The organism is Anabaena azotica FACHB-119, assembly GCF_014697625.1.
GTDB lineage: Bacteria > Cyanobacteriota > Cyanobacteriia > Cyanobacteriales > Nostocaceae > Trichormus > Trichormus azoticus_A.
Genome location: NZ_JACJSG010000024.1, coordinates 75,424 through 91,262 on the forward strand (window position 1 = coordinate 75,424; position 15,839 = coordinate 91,262).

A 15,839-nucleotide genomic window follows, 5' to 3' on the forward strand; every position below is an offset into this window, starting at 1 on the left:
ATTACTTTTTACTTCCGTTCTCGTGAGCCAAAACTAGCAATTTTCTTGCTGATTTGTCTAAACATTGATTTTGGGATCATACTCAGCACTCATAACTCAGCACTCAGCACTAGCAAATGTGTTGAGTATTTCTATCTTACTCAGGGCTGGTGAAGAAAAAGCGATGAAATTTTAAGTCTGAAAGATAAAGTCTCAAGTTTGAGCTTCTAACCCCATCCTTCATGCTTAAATATGGCTTATTCTTCTTCGTCTTCGTCGTCGGGAATCAACGAATCAGTGTAGTCACTTTCATCGTAATCGTAATCTTCCTCAGCGCCTTCGTAATCTTCGTACTCTTCTTCTACATCCAGTTGACCGTGACGACCTTCGTAAATCGCATCTGCCAATTTACCAACTATCAACTTGATTGATCTGATAGCGTCGTCATTGGCTGGGATGGGGATATCTACTACATCTGGGTCGCAGTTTGTATCCAACATAGACACAATGGGAATTGCCAGTTTTTGACATTCTTGAACTGCGTTGTATTCCCGGCGTTGGTCTACAATTACCACAACATCGGGGACTTTCCGCATCGTTTTGATGCCGCCCAAGTATTTTTGTAGTTTCGCCAGTTCGCGCCGGAGCATGGATGCTTCTTTTTTCGGCAGTAAGTCTAAAGCGCCGCTTTCTTCCCGACGCTCCAAATCTTTGAGGCGGTCTACTCTGGTTTTGATGGTTGCCCAGTTGGTGAGCATTCCCCCCAACCAGCGCTGGTTAATATAGTGAGAACCGCAACGAGCAGCTTCTTGAGCGATAATGCCTGCTGCTTGCCGTTTTGTGCCGACAAAGAGAAACTTCTTCCCTTGCTCGGCTTGCGATCGCATATAGTTATAAGCCTCATCCATCAACTGGGCTGTTTGCACCAAGTCGATGATATGTACACCATTGCGAGAGGTGTAAATGTAGGGAGACATTTTTGGGTTCCAGCGTCGGGTTTGATGCCCAAAGTGAACCCCAGACTCCATCATCTGAGCCAATGAAACGACTGGCATATATTTTCTAACTCCTATTCGGGTTAAACCTCCACCTGGGCGTATTTCCCCAAAGGAAAACACCCGAATCCCCAGATGTGCGGAAATTGGTCAACCATACTAGGGTAGCACATTTGTGCAAACTTTCAGGAAAAAGTAAACAATCTTGAGAAGTCCTTGATTTTTTCACCACAATCGCTGCTTAAATATGAGCAACAATAGATTAAAAATAACGTATGCTTATCTTTAGAGGTTCGCAAATAAAAAACAGCAGCTTCATGCTATGAGTAAGCACAAGCAAGTAGAAGAAAAGGATGCTTTTACTAGGGCAAGGTTTGAAAGAGCTTGTACCTTAATATATCTTGACTTTCAAAATGCCCCTGAGCTTAAAGATAGGCGATGTGTACGTAAGATTACTGCTTGGGATAAGATATATTTTGTTCAGTTTTATTGGGGTAGTCCTGTTTTTCTAACTAAACAGACATATCTGTCCTCTGCTAGTGAATTAGCTAGTGATGTAGGCCTAGTGCGTGAGTTTGCAGATCCCTACCGTCTTCAAAACAATAAGTCTCAAAAAACTAGACAAAAACATCATGCTGATTCGAGATGGAGTAGGGATGTTCACCAGAAGTGGCTTGATGATCATGAGTTAATGGTTCGCTTATATTTAGCACGTAAGAAATATCAAGATTTGGGAGATTCGGAAGATTTGGCTCATGTCAAAGCAAGTTATGATTTATTGAGGATAGAGCCTTTTTCGAGTCCTGAAATTGTAAAATCAGCGTATTATCAACAAGCAAAAAGTTTTCATCCTGATTATGGTGGAAATACAAAAAATTTTTTGTTACTTCAAGAAGCTTATAAAATCGCATTAGAAAACTCTGTTGAAGTTAACGTTACTTTGCTTTTAAAGTCATGAGTGTAAATGTTTGAAGTAAGATATTTTCACGGAAATCCAATTACTTTTTCTAGACAACTTATTGAATTAGATGAATTTCTTAAGGCATTAGGAGTGCAGCAATCGCAAAAAACTTACTTGCAGATAGTAAAGGAACATAATGAGTATTTAGCTAATACTAGTGGGGATGCAAATAATTGTGAAAATCTATCTGATGAAAGCATTTTCTTCTTTGGACAGGAAAAAATAAGTTTGGTGACTGGACAAAAGCGGAGATTTATCAATTCGCGTCAATTAGTTATCTGTATTCAACAACTAATTGAGATGGGAAAGATATCTAGCAAGAATGGTTGGATATTTCTTCAATGGTATAATGGAATTGTTGACAGTGCTATTGAGCAGTGGTACGTAGAGAAAACTGAAGAAGATATTCAGGATAAATTAGTGCTATTGGCTGGTTACAGTAATATTCGACTTCGCCAAGAATTTACTGTTATTGACAATATCCCCGATTCCGATAAGAAAACTCGAAGATTTGATTTAGTAGAGTTTGTCAATCGTTCAAATTTGGTAAGAATACGTGAAATAAAGAAACATAGAATTACACTCAATCATGTTAGAGATGCGATTGAAAAACGTTGTTATATAGAACTCGCTTCTCGTAATTTTCCTGGAAAGCAAGTTGAGTTTGTCTTTTGTAGTCCGAGTGGAATTGAAGAAGATGCAAGCCAATTCATAGACCAATTAGGTAGTATTTACTATGAAGCAGTGCAAGATTTGGGATTACGTTTGTATCTAAATGCGCTTAAAAACAGACCGATTGAGGGTTGGACGTTTTTCCAGTTGAATGTTGCTGGAAAGTTTCGTAACGTTTTACCAGAGACAAGGCTTCTACAAGCAGCAGAAGAAAGATTACGCAAGCAAAAATGATGCTAGCATCGCCTACAATAAAATAATTGTTGTAGCGATGGCAAATTGTCAGCATTAGTAATTAATCAAGCGAACATGATGTTAAAAGTCATTATTCGCCACTCAATTGAGAATAAGCCTCATACACACCCTTAACGTTGTACCAGTTGAGGAAAATACGCGCTATTTCCAAAGCTAACTGAGGTTTACCAGATTTAATTAACCACCGCAACAAAGGAGCCATTGTTTTTTCATTCAGTGCGCCATTGAGTGAAAGTATTCCCCACAGTAAACGGTGCAACCATGTCATTTGAATCATCATCCGCACTTCCCATGTAGGATGTTTTTTGTAGAACAAAACACCCATGCGTCCGCGTTGAATTTCTTTATCTATTAAGTTGGGTATTTGCTCTAAATTAAATGGTGGATGCCAATGATAGCCGACAGCAGCCGGACATTTTATTAGTTGTAATCCCAGGTTTTTTAATCTAACACCTAACTCTAAATCTTCCCAACCGTAGAGTTGAAACCCTGTATCAAATAAACCTGCTTTATTTAGCCAATGTTTAGGGATGGCGACGTTACCTGTGGCGAAAAAGGCGGCGGAAAAGTCTGTGATTTTATAAGGTTCTGCCGTGGGATTATCGAAGTTACAAGTATTAATTACTGCACCGTAGGTAAAAAAGCGATCGCTCCCCAATTTCTCTTGTCCCTGCACCAACGCATCAGTATGAGCTTGCAGGAAATTTTCCAACACAACTAAATCGCTATCAATAAATATAATTATATCCCCCAGCGCCTTTTCCACGCCTAAATTCCGCGCCGCCGCCGGCCCTGCATGGTCTTGTTCAAAAGGGCGCACATGGGGAAACTCTTGTTTATTTGCTGCTAACCAATCTATTGTCCCATCTGTCGAACCATCATCTACTAAGACAATCTCGTAGTCTTTGATGACAGTCGATGCACTCAGCGTCTGCACTTCCAAAGCGCGTAGACACTTCTCCAGAATTGGACGGCGATTGTAAGTTGGTATCACAACACTAATAAACACAGTCTCACCTACAACATTATTACCCATCTCCAGAATAGGACACTGTGGTACTTCAGTCTGTTCCTTGTCTCTTCTGGGTGTAAGGCAAAAACTTCAGCTTTGATTGTCCCCCATACCGCTACACTCCTACACCCTGAATTTTTCGTTTTCATGGGTAATTTCTATTAACCCTAACAGACAAGCTGATTCTTTCTTGTGTAAATACTGATTTAAGATGAATTAAACATTACATAAACTATTCTTAATCTTTTGTGAATAAAGTTTTGTAAAGGTGGACAACTTTTTCGCATTTGAGCAATTTAGATAGATTTCCATCAGCCTTGAAGCTAGGAAATTTAAACTTAAAACTTTAATAAAATCGCAAATTACTGATATCTTCAGTGAATTTGTAGATTGTCTAAATGAACATTTATTCTGCTAAATAGAGGGGTATTTGATGTCTAAATTCAGTCGGAGACAACTTTTAATTTTTTTTGCAGGCAGTGCTGGTGCTGCTGTATTAGGAGACAAGTTATTTGAAGGTGTTTCCAACGTTGCAGATGCACAAACTACACCACTGACATTTACACCAATACGATTACCGCATCCTCTGCCAATTTATCAGCAGCAGAAAAATTATTTACCCACAGGTATAGGACAAGGGCAGGTACTCAACGCTTCTGCCAATACTGCTTTATCAACTTATAACGTTATAGATGATGTTGTAGTAGCACCAGAATACGAACGTTATGTAATTGTAGGTTGGGGAGATAAAGTATTTACCAACAAGGATGAATATTTTGGTTATAACTGCGATTACACAGCTTTTGTACCCATTGGTAGAACCACAGAAGAAGGCTATTTGTGGGTCAATCACGAATATGTTAGTTTTCCCTTTTCAGGTTTAGCACCAGAAACTCCTGCTGATCTCCAAGGATTTCCTACCGCTTTTGCATCGGTAATTGGGCGGCCTTTACCCTCAAGTAATAACATTGAACTGCAAGGGGAATTTCTGTATAACTTAGGCGGATCGATTGTTCGCATTTCTAGCCGCAACGCTAGCAGGCATTTTAAAGTAGTAAATGATTCTAAAAATCGCCGCATTCATGGTTTATCTGGGTTAAAAATTAACGCCCAAAGAAAAGATGCTTATAAAGACGTGACTTCATGGGGAACTCTCAGCTATCAGCAAGGTGACGACAAATATTTAATTGGTACTGGCCCAGCTGCAACAGAAGTTTTTAATATCAGTGCTGATGGACTGGGTAACAAAATTATCGGTACAGCATACAACTGTTCTGGCGGTATAACTCCTTGGGGAACAATCTTATCTGCTGAAGAAAACTTCCAAGGTAGTTCAGTCTTTTTCGTGGGTGTGACAGAAGCAGTTAAACCTGATGGCACTCAGACAGGTTACACTAGTGGCACTACTGGCGCAACCTTTGGGTTAGTTGGGGAAAAATACGGCTGGATGGTAGAAATTGACCCAGCTGATCCTAACTTCCACCCACGCAAACATACATGGCTGGGTCGTTACCGCCATGAAAACATTGCCCTGCGCGTGGAAACTGGAAAAAGATTAGTGGCTTATTTGGGTGACGATAGACGCGGGGGACATACTTGGAAGTTTGTCAGTTCTGGTACTGTCTCCTCCCCAACAAGTAAAGCTAACAGCCAGTTGTTTGAAAGCGGTACTTTGTATGTCGCCCGTTACAACCCAGATGGTACGGGTCAATGGCTACCCTTACAATTAAATACTCCCACCAATCCCATACCACCGACAACACTGTCTTCTGTAGAATTTGCTGCTTTGGGGTCAGCACAAAGAGATGGGCGGCTACCATTACCAAGGCGAAATGGCATTGCTGGACAAACTCAGGATGGTGGTGCATTCAACTGCGATCGCACAAATGAAACAACAGCTTTAAGTGGCTATCAAAATAAAACTCTAGCTAGTTTCTACCCTACCCAAGGTGCAGTTCTCGTTGATGCTTTCTTAGCAGCCAACCTAATTGGCGGAACTCCCACAGCCCGCCCAGAAGACATTGAAGTTCATCCCTTTACCAAAGAAGTCTTCATTGCATATACTGATGGTGCGCCTGGTAGCGATGGTTATCCTGATTCGCGTATTTTCCAGGTTGCTAAATTAAATGCGAATGTCAACGCCACACAGCAGTCAGGCGGAATCTACAAAATTATTGAAGATAGCGCCGATGGTACAGGTACAACCTTTAAGTGGCAAAAATTTGCCCAAGGGGGAGAAGCTGGTTCAATTGGTGGTGCAGGTTTCGCCAACGTAGATAATTTAGTATTCGACACTCAAGCAAACGTTTGGGGTGTAACAGATATGTCTACATCAACCCACAACGGTTTTAACGTTGGTGCAACAGGAAACCAAACTACTATCAATCACACGGTTAGTGGTAACGTTTCCAATTTTACAGGAGTTTTTGGTAATAACTGGCTGTTCTTTATCCCCACTAGCGGCCCCAATGCTGGACAGGTATTGCCCTTCGCCTATGGGCCAGTACGTTGTGAGATGACTGGGCCTACTTTTGTGGGAGATACATTAATTGTTGCCGTGCAGCATCCAGGCGAAGACTGCCCAATTAACGATGGTACGCTACTCAACCGCAGCATTGAAATACTTAATTTGGATGGTACAACATTCAATCAGACTCGTACTGTACCCCGTGGTAGTAGCTGGCCTAGCAATATCTCAAAAAATGATGGTGGTCAAGGTCAATCTACAGGTGTCCCTCGTCCTTCTGTAATTGGTATCCGTCGTAAAAACTCCACTGGTAGATTTATCTAACTTTTCACGTTATGTGGAAAAGTTAACGCTCCTACCTAACCCCCCAGCCCCCTTCCCTTCAAGGGAAGGGGGAGCAATTAAAGCCTCTCCCCTTTTAGGAGAGAGGATGGAAGTGGGGTTTTCTAGACCCCGTGAAAAGTCAGGTAGATTTATCTAACGCCAACTTTGTTGAGAGAGACGTTGCAATGTCATGTCTCTAAATAATTTTCGTATCGGTTAAATCAAGGTTAGGGTTGTCAACATTCAACAGTCCAGAGTCGAAAATGTGGCTTGTTTGGACTTTTGAAGATTGACAACCTCAACCACAAATTGCCGTAATTTGTATCCATCCTGTGCATCCATCCTGAGAATCGAGGCATAAAAATGAAAACTTTCATTCGGTTGGGCTGTGTATCATTATTATGGGTAATTGCGATCGCTTCCACAGCAAAAGCCCAAACACCATCAACCGAAAGCACCCCCCAACAGCCACCAATATTTACACCCCGCTTAGGAGTCCGCTACACCACCGAAGGCGCAGGTTTTGATTCTTTTACTAGCTTGGAAGGATTTCTGCCCCTATTGCAAAATGCTGGTAACAATCTCACTTTTCTGCAAGGGGCAGTGCAGTTAGATAATAACTCCACCGTAGCCACAAATATATTATTAGGTCATCGATTCTACAACGACGAAAGCAACCGTGTCACAGGTGGTTATATCTCCTACTCTACCCGCGATACTGGCGAAAGTAATTTCGACCAATTAGGGCTAGGTTTTGAAAGTTTAGGTAATTGGGATGTACGCTTTAACGCTTATTTGCCATTAAATTCTACAGAAAATCAAATCACCCAATTCATTAGTAACCAGGGTTCATTTCAAGGAACATCTTTACTTTTACCTCGGACAAGATTATTTGAAGTCGCCTTGTCAGGTGTAGACGCAGAAGTGGGAACAAGGCTAACAAAACTTGGTAATGGTGATTTACGAGGTTACGCTGGCGTATATTACTACAGTGGCGGCGATAGTAGAGAAGCATTCGGCTGGAAAACCAGAGTAGAAGCCCGTCCTACAGATTTATTAGGCTTAAGTTTGTCAGTTCAAAATGACCAACTATTCGACACTAGAGTAGTTTTTAGTATTGGTGCAAATTTCCCAGGTAGCGGTGCAACCAGAAGCAAGCCTAACCCTGACAGCGCCTTAGCGCGGATGGCTGAAACAGTAGAAAGACAAGCTACTATTCTAGTAGCTGATGAAACTAGAAACGATCAAATTGCGGCTACTGTTGCTGGTACTGGCACAGGCAATCAGACTTTAACCGTTATACACGTAGCTCCGGGTGGCAACAGTGATGGCAGCTTTGAATCTCCTTTTGGCACAATTGGTCAAGCCGTAGCCATAGCTAGACCAGGTAACATTATTTACGTCCGTTCTGGTGATAATACAGCTATTTCTCCATTTACTATTCCTGATGGTGTTCAAGTATTATCTAGCGGCCCAGTGCAAGTAGTGAATACTAGGGAATTAGGAACTGTACAGTTACCTTTGTCCGGTAGTGGTAGATATCCTACTGTTACAGGAACAGTATCAAGCGGTAATGGATTAATTACATTAGGAAATAATACAGTTCTATCTGGGTTTAATATTCAAGTTGCAGGTGGCAACAATATTAGAGGTATTCAGGGAAGAAATATTAGCAATGTTACTATTCGTGATAATAGAATCAACAACGCTACAGGTGAAGGAATTTATTTACAAGACGTAAATAATTCAACAATTGTTTACAATACTATTAGTAATAGCTTGGGTGCAGGTATTCAATTAAATAATGTAAATTCTTTATCAGTTAATAACAATAATATTAGCAATTCTAGTAGCAGAGGCATTCAAATAGAAAGAATAGCTGGCAATAGTGAAATTGTTAATAATATTGTTAATAATTCTAACTCAGATGGTATTAGTTTAAGCCAAGCTACTGACAATTTAGCTATTAGCAATAACAATATTAGTCAGAATAATGATAATGCGATCGCCATCACCAATACAACAGGTACAGTTAACTTAACCTTGGCAGAAAATCAAATTGAAGATAACTTCAACGGCATCAATTTGAATCTATCAGGCAACAGTCAAGGCACAGTTACAATCGACAAGAACAGCATCACCAACCCAGGCAATGCAGTAGATGTGACCTTAGCAGGAGATGCCAATTTCAGCAACTTGACTGTCAGCAATAACCAGATAACTGCATCTACAGCAAATATTCCTGCACAAGGTATCAATTTCCAAGCCTTTGAGAATGCGCGGGTGAATGCAGCTAACATCAATAATAACAGCATCAGTAATACCCAAGGTGACGGCATCACTATACAACTCAATAATGATACAAATACCACAGTTAATATTACAGGCAATACAATTAGTAGAGTCCAAAATCCCACAGGTACAGAATTTACAGATGGCATAGACCTACAGATATTTGATAATGCTACATCGACAGTGAATATTGCTGGCAACAACATTTTCGACATAGCAGGAAGAGGTGTTAGTGCATCTAACTTTAGTAACAATAGTAACAATTTGAGAATTACTAACAACAATCAAATCAGGGACACCACAGAAGAAGGTATTGGCATAGATAATTTCACTGGCACAATAGAAATTGCCAACAACACAGTCAGCAACAGTACAATCGATAGCATCAAATTAACCGGAACCGCAAACGCGACAATTCAAAATAACACCATCAATAACTCAGGAAATCGAGGCATAAGATTAGAAAATGCCACTGGTAACACTACCATCACAAATAACACAGTTAGCAACTCCACAGGCGAAGGTATTAGCCTATCCCAAACAACAGGCATAGTGGCAATTTCTAACAACACAGTTGGCAACAGTGCCGTCGATGGTATCAAATTAACTGGAACCTCAAACGCGACAATTCAAAATAACACCATCAATAACTCAGGAAATCGAGGTATCAGATTAGAAAATGCCACTGGTAACACTACTATTGCTAATAACACAGTCAGCAACTCCACAGGTGAAGGTATTAGCCTATCCCAAACAACAGGCACAGTAGCCATCAATCAAAACAACATTAACAACAATAATGCTAATGCTATAGCCATCACCAATACAACAGGTACAGTTAACTTAACCTTGGCAGAAAATCAAATCAAAGACAACTTTAACGGCATCAATTTGAATCTATCAGGCAACAGTCAAGGCACAGTTACAATCAACAAGAACAGCATCACCAACCCAGGCAATGCAGTAGATGTGACCTTAGCAGGAGAGGCAAATTTCAGCAACTTTACTATCAGCAATAACCAGATAACTGCACCTACAGAAAATATTTCTTCACAAGGTATCAATTTCCAAGCCTTTGAGAATGCGCGGGTGAATGCAGCTAACATCAACAATAACACCATCAGCAATACTCAAGGCGATGGTATTATTGTTGGGCTAAATCAAGATAGCAACACCACAATTAATATTACAGGCAATAGCATTAGTAAAGTGCAAAATCCCATAGGCACAGAATTTACTGATGGGATTGACATACAGAGATTTGATAATGCCACATCGACAATAAATATTGCTGGAAACAACATTTCGGAAATTGCTGGTAGAGGTATTAGTGCCTCAAACTTTGGCAGTGCTAATAATTTTAATTTAACGATTAACAACAACAATCAAATCAGTAACACCACCAGCGAAGGTATTGGTATAGATAACGTTGGCACAGTGACAATTTCTAACAACATAGTTGGCAACAGTGCCATCGATGGCATCAAATTAACCGGAACCTCAAACGCAACAATTCAAAATAACACCATCAATAATTCGGGAAATCGAGGTATCAGATTAGACAATGCCACTGGTAACACTACTATTGCTAATAACACAGTCAGCAACTCCACAGGTGAAGGTATTAGCCTATCCCAAACAACAGGCACAGTAGCCATCAATCAAAACAACATTAACAACAATAATGCTAATGCTATAGCCATCACCAATACAACAGGTACAGTTAACTTAACCTTGGCAGAAAATCAAATTGGGGATAACTTTAACGGCATCAATTTGAATCTATCAGGCAACAGTCAAGGCACAGTTACAATCAACAAGAACAGCATCACCAACCCAGGCAATGCAGTAGATGTGACCTTAGCAGGAGAGGCAAATTTCAGCAACTTGACTATCAGCAATAACCAGATAACTGCACCTACAGAAAATATTTCTTCACAAGGTATCAATTTCCAAGCATTTAATAATGCTACTGTAAATGCAGCTAACATCAATAATAACACCATCAGCAATACTCAAGGTGACGGTATTATTGTTGGACTTAATCAAAATAGCAACACCACAATTAATATTACAGGCAATACAATTAGCAACACAAAAGATATCAATTTAATGAATTTTGCTGATGGTGTTGACCTGCAAGTATTTGATCAAACCAATTCGTCAGTTACTATTTCTAACAACATCATTTCAGCTATACAAGGACGTGGTATCAGTGCTGTCAGAGATGGTAATGCTGCTAATGTACAGTTGGAAATTAAAGACAATAACATTACAGGCACTAACGATCAGCCTATCGGAGTTGATAACATCCCTAATGCTGCTATTAACCAGTAAATATAGGCAATGAAACAAACCGCTCTCAGTATTATGTGCTAAATATGGCTTTATGCAGAGGGTGCTGATGAAATTTTTGTTAATTGCATTTAGGTCTACCAAAAGAGTATGAAGCCATATCATAAAAAGGAGAAATGCTCTTAAAGTCTCCTATTTTGATGATACATACAGCGCAAATAAAAACCCCACTCTGTTAAAGTGGGGAGTGATTCAATCAGGATTTCTCTTGTCAGTACAATTGTACTATATATTTCAGAAAATAACAAGCTAAGTAAAACGGCCTAAATAAATCAAGGTTCGTAGTAAGGACTTTAGTCCAAGAGAAAGGACTTTAGTCCTTACTACGAACTCAATTGCGATAACTTTACATCACTTAACATACTTTGATTTATTTTCGACGGCTTACTTATATGCAGAAGACTATTGATAGCCTTCAACTGTGCTTGTTATGAGTTGCTAGCATAAATTTTATTCTGACAGTTGAGTGCTTTTTTGCGACGGTTCACCCATAACCCAGCAACAGAGGCGATCGCAGTTCCCACAACAGCCAAAGGTTCTGGTACTGTAGAGTAGGTGACTGTTCCTACCTGGTTAGCAGTGAATAAATCAGCACTCTCAACACTATAAAAAATGTTCCCGCCTACAAAGGGATCATCTAAATCTCCACCGATAAAAAACTGGTCTTCAACTAAATAACTCAGTCCTAAAACTTTGCCATCTTTAAAGCTAACTGTTGGTGCTACTCCTGTTCCGTAATCAACATCATCTACTTCTGTATATTTAGTACCCAAGTAATCAAATTTCACAGATAATAATCCATTGCTGACATCTAGACTCTCTTCACCAACACCAGTCAAATTTGAGTCATCGTAACTAAAAGAACCAAAGTACTGACCTGGATTAGCACCAGATGTGGCATTCACCGTGAACTTATAATTAAATATAGCAGCTTGTGTTGGTTTAACTTCTAAAGCACTCAAAGAGACGGTAAGAGCAAAGGTAGCAATACCAAGACTTTTGTTTAATTTCATTAGACAAGCTCCAAAACAAAAATGTAAATAATATACCTATATCATTTAAATAAACTTTGAACTAATGAGAAAAGGTTAAGATAAATACAATAAATGGTTAAGCTCGTAGTAAAGGCTTTAGCCTTTTACGGAGGAATAAAGTCCTGACTACAAAACTAAAAATCATAAAACTTTGACACAAAACGAATAGATTTTATGCCTGTTCCCTGTTCCCTACTAATTCCCTAATTATTTAGGGTACAGAGAAAATATACAGGGTGTAGTTAGATATAATAATGACTCATTATTTGTTTTCCTAACTGGAGAAAGCAATGGGTCGCGCCAAAAAGGTTGTTCTGGCATATTCTGGTGGGGTGGATACCTCCGTTTGCATTCCCTACTTGAAGCAAGAGTGGGGAGTAGAAGAGGTAATTACCCTCGCCGCAGATTTAGGCCAGGGAGATGAATTAGAACCAATCCGAGAAAAAGCTTTAAAATCGGGTGCAAGTGAATCCCTAGTAGCGGATGTTAAAGACAGTTTTATTAAAGATTATGCTTTTCCCGCGATTCAGGCCAACGCCCTTTATGAAAATCGCTATCCTCTAGGAACTGCCTTAGCCCGGCCGTTGATTGCTAAGATATTAGTCGAAGCAGCAGAAAAATACGGTGCTGATGCGATCGCACATGGTTGTACAGGGAAAGGTAACGATCAGGTGCGCTTTGATGTATCTTGCACCGCCCTCAATCCTAACTTAAAAATCCTCGCCCCAGCGCGAGAATGGGGAATGAGTCGGGAAGCAACCATCGCCTATGGTGAAAAGTTTGGTATTCCCGCACCAGTGAAAAAGTCTTCCCCATACAGCATTGATAAGAATTTGCTAGGTCGCAGTATTGAAGCTGGCTCCTTAGAAGATCCTACATTTGAGCCGCCAGAAGAAATTTATGAAATGACAAAAGCGATCGCCGACACCCCCAATGAGCCAGAATACATTGAAATAGGATTCACTCAAGGTATTCCCACCAGCATCAACGGTACGCCCAAAAATCCCGTAGAACTCATTCAAGAACTCAACCAGCTAGTGGGAAACCACGGTGTCGGACGCATTGACATGATTGAAAACCGACTAGTGGGAATCAAATCACGAGAAATTTACGAATCCCCCGCTATGTTAGTGTTAATTCACGCACATCGCGACTTAGAAAGCTTGACCCTAACCGCAGACGTTAGTCACTACAAACGAGGTATTGAAGAAACTTACAGCCAGATAGTTTATAACGGTTTGTGGTACAGTCCCCTCAAAGCAGCCTTAGATGCTTTTATTCAAAAGACCCAAGAAAGGGTATCGGGAACTGTCCGAGTAAAACTGTTCAAAGGTAACGCCACCATAGTCGGACGTTGGAGTGACAACACACTCTACACCCCAGACTTAGCCACCTACGGCGCAGAAGACCAATTCGACCATAAAGCCGCCGAAGGCTTCATCTACGTTTGGGGACTACCCACACGTATCTGGGCGCAAAAGGACAGAGGTTAGGGATGAGGTATTGGGTATTGGGTATTGGGAAAACTCTTTCCCAGTCCCCAGTCCCCAGTCCCCAGTCTCTACTCCTCAGCTGCACGTTTAACCTGACGAGACTCTAGCCATATTGGCACGAAAATCAACGCCGCAAGTATTAATACAGCTACAATGGCAAACTGACTTACCCAAGCCACTAATTGTTCAAGAGAAATTACCTTGCCAGCAAAAAAGGCTAATGTCACCATCAAACTAGCCCAAGCGGTCGCCCCTGCTACGTTATATGCAAAGAATTTTCCAAAAGGCATCTCAGCTATACCTGCTAATGGTGCTGCAAAAATTCTTAACAATGCAAAAAAGCGTCCAAAAAATACTGCCTTAGCAGCATTCTGACTAAATTGTTCTTTGATATTTAATAATCGTTTTTCAGAAACCCGAAAAATTTTCCCAATTCGCAGTAAGAAAGGCCAACCGCCTAGTTTACCTATCCAGTAGCCGCAATTAGCGCCAATTACAGCTCCAGTAACGGCGACACTGAGAACTAGCCAGTAATTCAATTCATCACTGCCAGCCAAAAATCCACCCACTAGTGTTACAGTTTCACCGGGTATGGGAAGACCCAAATTTTCTAGTAAGATTCCTAAAAAAATCGCCCAGTAACCGTAATGATGGGCAAACTCCTGAATGTTTTCTAGTGAAATCAGCTCAAGAGACATCCCGCACCGCCGCCTTTACAATTTTTTACCATATACCCTATCTTGGCTCGTTTATGCCTGGGGTGTCAATCAAACCGCCTTTGCATATAAGATTAGGGCTTACGCCAGGGTGTAAGGGTGTAAGGGTGTAAGGGTAGAAATTCTTCTAATCTTTTCCCTATACCCCTATACCCCTATACCCTTGTCCAAACCCTTGATTTTTAGTTTTTATGCGTAAGTCTTAAAGATGATTTTGCACCGCCTGTCCCCTGTCCCCTATCCCCTGCTACATCTACTACTGCGTAGGTATTGACAATAGAAGATTGTGCCGTTAAATAGCACAACCGCATAATTACGGACATAAATCAACATTTAATTATAAAAAATTTATAAAAACCCTAGACAAATATAAAAATTCTGTAAAAGATGCGCTTGATACCGAATTCATTAGGCGTTTGTGCCTATATTGAGAAAAGTTAACACAAATTATACGACATGAATACTGACGGAAAACTTGTCATCTAGATAACTCTCTCTATTCGCTTATGCAAATAGAAAAGAACTTTTTTTGATGATGTTCAGTCAGTATTAATGTTTGTTTTTTACTTTTGTTAAGTGTGCAGTTTACTCACTAAACTTTATGACAATTACACAAGAACCACAGATCGTTTTGTTCAAGCCCCAAGGCAGCATTGATTTACAGGGTGGCTTGGCTTTGACGGAACAGATGGCTCAGGCAGGCTCGCAACCGGATCAACTCTGGGTAATTGATTTAGCAGAGGTAGATTTTATGGATAGCTCCGGTTTAGTATCGCTGATAAAGGGACTCACATCTGCACGGCAATATGGTTGTCGCTTGGTTCTGTGCAATGTACAAACACCAGTAAGATTGATTTTAGAACTTACTCAACTAGATTCTGTATTTGAAATTTTTGACACTTACGAAGACATTCTTACCCTCGTCGATAGTAGCAGTTTAGCTTTAGTGAGCTAACCTACAAATTTACGATAGATAGATGGCAATGTCAATATAAAGTGGTAATTTTTCCTCAAAATCATCCTTCTTGATCATTGCCTGCGATCGCACCTATTGCCCCAGTATCTCATCACAGAAGTATCAGTATATGATTTATCAAACAAGGGGCTTTGTCGTCAGTTAGGCAATAATCAAGTAGCTTTTCTGGTCAAAGCGGGTGCAGTGGGAAATAGCCGTAATACTTTACAAGTATTGGAGCAGAAAGCCCACCAGTAACAGACTAAAAATCCAAAAAATTTTCAGTCTGTTACGTCCTTTAGGGGCATCACAAGGTCGTTCGCGCAGCG

At 40.4% G+C, this 15,839-nt stretch carries 12 protein-coding genes; 7 read left to right on the forward strand and 5 right to left on the reverse strand.

Annotated features, from left to right (window positions below; genetic code table 11):
• Window positions 1-236: 236 nt before the first annotated feature.
• Window positions 237-1,034: a 30S ribosomal protein S2 gene (gene rpsB / locus H6G83_RS18005; RefSeq protein ID WP_190474766.1), complete on the reverse strand. Its 798-nt coding sequence runs from the start codon at window positions 1,032-1,034 to the stop codon at window positions 237-239.
• Between the two features lie 262 nt (window positions 1,035-1,296).
• On the opposite strand from rpsB, the gene H6G83_RS18010 reads away from it, so the two are divergent.
• The gene (locus tag H6G83_RS18010; RefSeq protein WP_190474768.1) at window positions 1,297-1,932 is read left to right on the forward strand and encodes a J domain-containing protein; all 636 of its coding nucleotides are present in this window, start codon (window positions 1,297-1,299) and stop codon (window positions 1,930-1,932) included.
• A 6-nt stretch (window positions 1,933-1,938) separates the two neighbouring features.
• Window positions 1,939-2,841 carry a hypothetical protein gene (locus tag H6G83_RS18015; protein ID WP_190474770.1) on the forward strand — a complete coding sequence of 301 codons (903 nt, stop codon included), beginning with the start codon at window positions 1,939-1,941 and terminating at the stop codon, window positions 2,839-2,841.
• 91 nt (window positions 2,842-2,932) lie between these two features.
• Here the strand turns inward: H6G83_RS18015 and H6G83_RS18020 are convergent, their stop codons facing one another.
• Window positions 2,933-3,898, reverse strand: a complete 966-nt coding sequence (locus H6G83_RS18020; RefSeq protein ID WP_190474772.1) for a glycosyltransferase family 2 protein — start codon at window positions 3,896-3,898, stop codon at window positions 2,933-2,935.
• Window positions 3,899-4,307: 409 nt separating this feature from the next.
• Here H6G83_RS18020 and H6G83_RS18025 point away from each other — a divergent pair, with 409 nt between their 5' ends.
• Together H6G83_RS18025 and H6G83_RS18030 are read left to right on the forward strand one after the other, a co-directional pair.
• Window positions 4,308-6,665 carry a PhoX family protein gene (locus tag H6G83_RS18025; RefSeq protein WP_190474774.1) on the forward strand — a complete coding sequence of 786 codons (2,358 nt, stop codon included), beginning with the start codon at window positions 4,308-4,310 and terminating at the stop codon, window positions 6,663-6,665.
• Window positions 6,666-7,028: 363 nt separating this feature from the next.
• Complete coding sequence (locus H6G83_RS18030) at window positions 7,029-11,294, forward strand: beta strand repeat-containing protein (protein ID WP_190474776.1); 4,266 nt, start codon at window positions 7,029-7,031, stop codon at window positions 11,292-11,294.
• 446 nt (window positions 11,295-11,740) lie between these two features.
• On the opposite strand, the gene H6G83_RS18035 is transcribed toward H6G83_RS18030, so the two are convergent.
• Window positions 11,741-12,325: a PEP-CTERM sorting domain-containing protein gene (locus tag H6G83_RS18035; protein ID WP_190474778.1), complete on the reverse strand. Its 585-nt coding sequence runs from the start codon at window positions 12,323-12,325 to the stop codon at window positions 11,741-11,743.
• 311 nt (window positions 12,326-12,636) lie between these two features.
• Here H6G83_RS18035 and H6G83_RS18040 point away from each other — a divergent pair, with 311 nt between their 5' ends.
• Window positions 12,637-13,839 carry an argininosuccinate synthase gene (locus tag H6G83_RS18040; protein WP_190474780.1) on the forward strand — a complete coding sequence of 401 codons (1,203 nt, stop codon included), beginning with the start codon at window positions 12,637-12,639 and terminating at the stop codon, window positions 13,837-13,839.
• Window positions 13,840-13,907: 68 nt separating this feature from the next.
• On the opposite strand, the gene H6G83_RS18045 is transcribed toward H6G83_RS18040, so the two are convergent.
• Together H6G83_RS18045 and H6G83_RS18050 are read right to left on the reverse strand one after the other, a co-directional pair.
• A complete protein-coding gene (locus tag H6G83_RS18045) occupies window positions 13,908-14,537 on the reverse strand; it encodes a DedA family protein (protein WP_190474782.1) in 630 nt (209 codons plus the stop codon).
• Window positions 14,538-14,737: 200 nt separating this feature from the next.
• Window positions 14,738-14,878 (reverse strand): hypothetical protein, encoded by a 141-nt coding sequence (locus tag H6G83_RS18050; protein WP_190474784.1) that lies wholly within the window; start codon window positions 14,876-14,878, stop codon window positions 14,738-14,740.
• Between the two features lie 278 nt (window positions 14,879-15,156).
• Between H6G83_RS18050 and H6G83_RS18055 the strand changes: the two genes are divergently transcribed.
• Window positions 15,157-15,510: an STAS domain-containing protein gene (locus tag H6G83_RS18055; protein WP_190474786.1), complete on the forward strand. Its 354-nt coding sequence runs from the start codon at window positions 15,157-15,159 to the stop codon at window positions 15,508-15,510.
• A 96-nt stretch (window positions 15,511-15,606) separates the two neighbouring features.
• Complete coding sequence (locus H6G83_RS34990; protein WP_206758996.1) at window positions 15,607-15,768, forward strand: hypothetical protein; 162 nt, start codon at window positions 15,607-15,609, stop codon at window positions 15,766-15,768.
• Window positions 15,769-15,839: the final 71 nt, after the last annotated feature.

Bases quoted from the DNA above. Each gene is read 5' to 3' on its own strand.
- H6G83_RS18055 (WP_190474786.1), top strand. From the start codon at position 15,157: ATGACAATTACACAAGAACCACAGATCGTTTTGTTCAAGCCCCAAGGC.
- H6G83_RS18035 (WP_190474778.1), bottom strand. From the start codon at position 12,325: ATGAAATTAAACAAAAGTCTTGGTATTGCTACCTTTGCTCTTACCGTC.
- H6G83_RS18020 (WP_190474772.1), bottom strand. From the start codon at position 3,898: ATGGGTAATAATGTTGTAGGTGAGACTGTGTTTATTAGTGTTGTGATA.
- rpsB (WP_190474766.1), bottom strand. From the start codon at position 1,034: ATGCCAGTCGTTTCATTGGCTCAGATGATGGAGTCTGGGGTTCACTTT.
- H6G83_RS18030 (WP_190474776.1), top strand. From the start codon at position 7,029: ATGAAAACTTTCATTCGGTTGGGCTGTGTATCATTATTATGGGTAATT.
- H6G83_RS18025 (WP_190474774.1), top strand. From the start codon at position 4,308: ATGTCTAAATTCAGTCGGAGACAACTTTTAATTTTTTTTGCAGGCAGT.
- H6G83_RS18045 (WP_190474782.1), bottom strand. From the start codon at position 14,537: ATGTCTCTTGAGCTGATTTCACTAGAAAACATTCAGGAGTTTGCCCAT.
- H6G83_RS18015 (WP_190474770.1), top strand. From the start codon at position 1,939: ATGTTTGAAGTAAGATATTTTCACGGAAATCCAATTACTTTTTCTAGA.
- H6G83_RS18050 (WP_190474784.1), bottom strand. From the start codon at position 14,878: ATGTCCGTAATTATGCGGTTGTGCTATTTAACGGCACAATCTTCTATT.
- H6G83_RS18040 (WP_190474780.1), top strand. From the start codon at position 12,637: ATGGGTCGCGCCAAAAAGGTTGTTCTGGCATATTCTGGTGGGGTGGAT.
- H6G83_RS18010 (WP_190474768.1), top strand. From the start codon at position 1,297: ATGAGTAAGCACAAGCAAGTAGAAGAAAAGGATGCTTTTACTAGGGCA.